Here is a 4,746-nt window from a genome sequence, read left to right as displayed (position 1 = left end):
ATAGATTCTCTTGGCCGAATTCTTCAATAGCTTGCCAGCCATCACAACCTGAAGCGATTGCGGCTAAAACAAGAAAAATAATATCAACTAAATCATGGTCTAGGTTGATGTGAGAGCGAGGGTCTTCGATGAGTTTCAAGTGTTCAAATAAGGACATGGATTAGGCTCAGTAGAATAACATGCCCGATCAGATCATGCAGATAGGAAGAAGTTCCCTACTGTTAACAAAGTATGATCCCGCCCTGTCTTCTGTGTAGGTCATAATTTTGAAATAGCCCCTAAATTCCGTCTATTTTCACTATCATATAAAGAATCTAAATATGGATAGAGCTCACTTGCTACTCTTTCAATTAATACTTTGTTTTTGCTTATAAATCCAATAGGTATTGGAACGGGATAGATTTCTGGCAAGCTAATGTAATAAGTGACCGCAACCAACTCATCCTCAAGTAAAACAACTTCTACTGCACCGCCTAAAAAACCTGCAACATACCCATTCACGTAGTCGAGATTTATAGCAAAATCGTCTTTCCATCGCTTACAACCATACTTATCGTGCTTCGATGTCACAGGGACGAATAATGTAGGTTGATATAGCGTTTTCGGTTTTTTACCTTTGCTCTTTGAACCCTCAATTAAAGACTCAAAACAACTCGGAAGATAACTATTTACTCCCCATAGCCCTTCACTAGGAGCAAGCCAAGTAAGCGACTTAATGCCTTCTTGATGTTTTCCAGCTAGTTTGTTTTTTACAAAATTAAGTTGCTCGCTAAATTTTTGCCAATTATCTCGGGTGTATATCGAACCAACTAAAGGAATAAAATCACCATTATCTGCGCTAGGAGATTGTACCAAGGAAAAAAACTTATCAATATTAAGCCCTTGTTCAGTAATTAACGACCCAGTATTCATATCACCTAGTGATTCAATTGCTAAGACGATTTCCCTTAAATTATTGCTAGTCTGGCTACTAGCGATAACCTGCCGAATGCCGTCCAAAACAAGTTCATCTGCTTCTAATTGCTCAATCTCATCAATTTCAATAGCAACACCTTGTCTGTCCATAGTAAAACCAAGCTTAACTCGGAATGGTTCTATTCCAATTTGATTTAGCGAATCAATTTTATAAACACTTGGTTGGCCAGCCCCTTCTGGTTGACGAACATTAGTAATCATCTCTTTATCGAGCAAACTATGAAATTGACGCTGAAAAGCCTTCCCGACTAATTTAGTTCTGTTGGCAATGTGTTCACTTTTTGCGTCAACTCTAAGTCCGCAAGTCCATTTATCATTTAAACGCTTACTATGAGTCGATACACAATTAAATCCCAATGCTTCATATCCAAGTATCGTATTACTCGTAACGATATCACTCACTTGAGGAGACTCACCTAAAGCAGAAAAATAACTAATCGCTTTGACTGTTAACTCAACTTGTCCAAGCTCGTTATAAGCCAACTCTTCTCTCTCAATAAGATCTCGAATAGCCTCTTTAGCTTCTCTTTCGGTTAACCCTAAAAACTCCGATATATCAGTGGGCTTCATCGGTGATAAGTGTACGAGCCTCAACACGAATTCACGAATTCACGAATAAATGATAAACCACGCTTGCTTACATAAGAGTAACGAATATTGAATCGGTAGGAAGGTATAAGGAAATCAATCTCGTTATAAACTATGTTCGATTGCTCATTCATTACCTTCTTACTCCCTTAAGCTTCTTTGGTTTTGCATTCAATACACTATAATTCGAGACTAATTTTTGTGACTCGATAAACTCAATCACCTTTCCTAAAGGCTTATGAGCATTCTTACCTCGCCACATATGTGTTGCACCTACAATGACTAATCTATCCATTGCCCGAGACAAAGCCACATTAATACGGTTTGGCAGGCGTAAAAAACCGGTACTAAGATCGGTACAACTTCTTGTAATCGATAGAATAATGACTCTGTTTTCTTTACCTTGATAACTATCTACAGTGTCTATTTTTACCAAGGATTTAAACTCATCATCCCATGATTGTTCATTGAATCTTTTACGGATCAGACGCTTTTGCTCGCCATACATACAAATAACGCCAATCGCTGGCTCACTTTCTTTAACCGTTTTTGACACAGATGTTATAAACTTTTCGTTATCAGCGATCTCTCTAAGCAAAGCAATAATTTCATCCGCTTCTGCAACATTGGAGAGGCTTTCACCTTTACATTTGGCATGATAGGAAGCTTTCCCTAACAAAGACGTGTCAATCCAAGTTACAACACTCTGTAACGCTTTAGGCACGTCCTGATAAATATCTGGAATCATACGTTCGCCTGTCACCAGCTCTCCACTATAGAAGCATTGAGAAACCAAATCGCCAATAGGCTTTGCCATTCGATATTGAGTTAATAGTTTTGCCCCAGCTTCCTTGCCGTATTCAGATTCAAAAGCTCGCTCAAAGTCACTTTGAAATAAATCTTCAGAGTCATTAGCCACAATACCTAACTTTCTTGCGATGGCTTTTTTATGTGGCTCAGAATAAAGTGGTGGTAATTGCTTATGATCTCCCACAAGTAACACTCGTTTACCTGATTGCATTGCTATCGCTAACTCACTAGCGATAGAACGAGCAGCCTCATCAATTATCACCCAGTCATATTGATTATCACTGATCCCAATATGATGCTGGCCAATACCAACACAGGTGCCGGTAACTAATTGACGAGAACGAGCAAAAAACTCATCATAATTAACTCGTTCGGCCGCCAATGCTTCCAACATGTCACGTGATACTTTAGCTAATGCACGCGCTTTCTTTTCCTCATCAGGCCTTACTGAAAATTCAGTTTGTAGCTTCTTCCACACTAAGTTTTTAACATCTTCAAGCTCAACAAGGTCAATATCGATGTCGTAATCCGCTTTTAATATTTCACTCACTGTTACTCGAAGTTGCTCATAAGATTTAGTTAGTCCCTTTTTATCAACCTGACTCTGCTTACCGTCATTTAATGATTCATACAGCCCCATGAGCTCATCAAGTTGCTTAAAGACTTTAAACTCAGCTCGAGTAATCGCCGATAGATAGTCTGATTCTAATCCAAGAGGTTGGCTTAACGCTTCAATTCTATAGGTTGTTTCAGCAGAAAAGAGCTCACGCTTTTCGGTGACTAACGCATTAGAATAAACATCTTTTAAGCCATCAGAAACAACGCCTTCTCGATTACTAAATCGTACAATATCTATTGGGGTATCTAATGTTAAACAGTGCTTACGTATCCTTTCGGCAGCGGTATTAACTGCTTCATGAGATTGGCTTACTAGTAATATATTTTTGACCTGCTGCTTTTCAACAAGATAATGCACAAAAGCTGCAATAAACTCTGTTTTTCCTGTACCTGGCGGTCCTTGAAGCAGAGATAATGGTCCTGAATTAACTAACTTTTGAAACGCATCTCGTTGCTGGCTATTTAAGCTAATTTTATTACCATGATCATCTATTCGATCATAGCGAGCAAAATCACTATCGGTCACATCAATATCATAGTAAATAGGAGATAAAATACCCTTTGGCTCAAAATAATCTACTAAATGACTAATAGTGCTTTCTTTAGCTAAAACACGTTCAAGTGCATTTTTTCGCTTGGTAAAAGAGGCTTTATCAGCTTTGCTTCTAAAATAAATAATGTCATCTTCTTCAAGCCTCATTGCCCGACTTCTAATCTTACTTAAACGCACTTCACTCGAAGTTGAAGGGCCTAATAGTACCTGGCCTAGCAGCTCTTCTTTTTCGCCATTAATCAGCAGAGCTTCAATTTCATCATCTTTTTGAAAAGAGGCTAAAGGATCTTTCTCTGACTTATGATGCAATATAAGCTGCTTGTCTTGATTTTCAGGCTTTTGTAGTTCAATCAGTTCAATACTAGGATGAGACTCTGTTTCAGTATCGAGAATACTCTGCCAAAGTTGTTGTGTGGTTATGCCATTGAAATCATCAAGCTCTTCTGTAATGACATCATCCAATACAGGCTCATCTTGAGCAGGATTAAACTCCAATGTCGTGAGTGATTGCACAAAAAGATCGGCAAATGACGAAAAGCCATTGTCTGGTTCTGCTATGGTTTCTTGATTTACCACTTTTGGTGTTTCTTGATACACCACTTTTGGTACTTCTTGTGGCTCAGGCTTAACTATTCTATCTACAGCACGAGTCAGTTCTTCATTGTTTTGCAAACGTCTATTTAACGCATCTAAATTAGGGCGTTGTGATGGCTTTATTTTCAATCCAAAAGGTAGCTCTAACTTAGCGGAATCAATGTCTCTTCGGCTAACAGATGATCGAATTGATGGCTTAAAACCAACCTTAAAAGTCCTTTCACCCGAATTCAACTCCGAAGTGCGACACTCGACAATTAAGCAGCTAACTGGTGAAACACCACCGCAGGCTGCTTAAACTTCAAACACTTTTTGGGWCGATAGTTAATTCTATTCTGAGCAAATTCGATTAATTCATYACTCACTAGCCTCAAATCAACCCCTTTTTTGACGTACTGCCGCAGTAATCCATTGGCGTTTTCATTCGCACCACGTTCACAAGAACGATAAGGGTGCGCAAAATACACCTGCGTATCTAGCGCCTCTGCTATCTCTTGGTGGTGAGCAAATTCGCGTCCATTATCTGCCGTTATCGTCAGCACATGCGCCCTATATGGCATCAGTAACTCAATCGTCGCTTTCGTTACATCTGCCGCTGACTTCGAATT

The 4,746-nt window shown here is 39.1% G+C and carries 4 protein-coding genes; all 4 read right to left on the bottom strand.

The genetic code is table 11. The annotated features are described in order from the left end of the window. A partial coding sequence (locus tag L5M49_RS24760) for a transposase family protein (protein WP_263266371.1) occupies window positions 1-157 on the bottom strand: 157 nt, incomplete at its 3' end. Between the two features lie 101 nt (window positions 158-258). After that, on the bottom strand, window positions 259-1,545 hold the full coding sequence (locus L5M49_RS24755) for a hypothetical protein (protein ID WP_263266981.1): 1,287 nt from the start codon (window positions 1,543-1,545) through the stop codon (window positions 259-261). 151 nt (window positions 1,546-1,696) lie between these two features. Continuing rightward, entirely contained in the window at window positions 1,697-4,372 is a 2,676-nt protein-coding gene (locus L5M49_RS24750; RefSeq protein ID WP_263266980.1) for a DEAD/DEAH box helicase, read from the bottom strand. 23 nt (window positions 4,373-4,395) lie between these two features. Beyond that, window positions 4,396-4,746 (bottom strand): IS30 family transposase (locus tag L5M49_RS24745; protein WP_263266979.1); only part of this gene is annotated, 351 nt, incomplete at its 5' end.

It is taken from the genome of Shewanella sp. SM74 (assembly GCF_025653725.1).
Classification (GTDB): domain Bacteria; phylum Pseudomonadota; class Gammaproteobacteria; order Enterobacterales; family Shewanellaceae; genus Shewanella; species Shewanella oncorhynchi.
Note: the sequence above shows the minus strand (reverse complement) of the source record. Positions and strands in the feature narration are given on the sequence as shown.

Bases quoted from the DNA above. Each gene is read 5' to 3' on its own strand.
- L5M49_RS24755 (WP_263266981.1), bottom strand. From the start codon at position 1,545: ATGAAGCCCACTGATATATCGGAGTTTTTAGGGTTAACCGAAAGAGAA.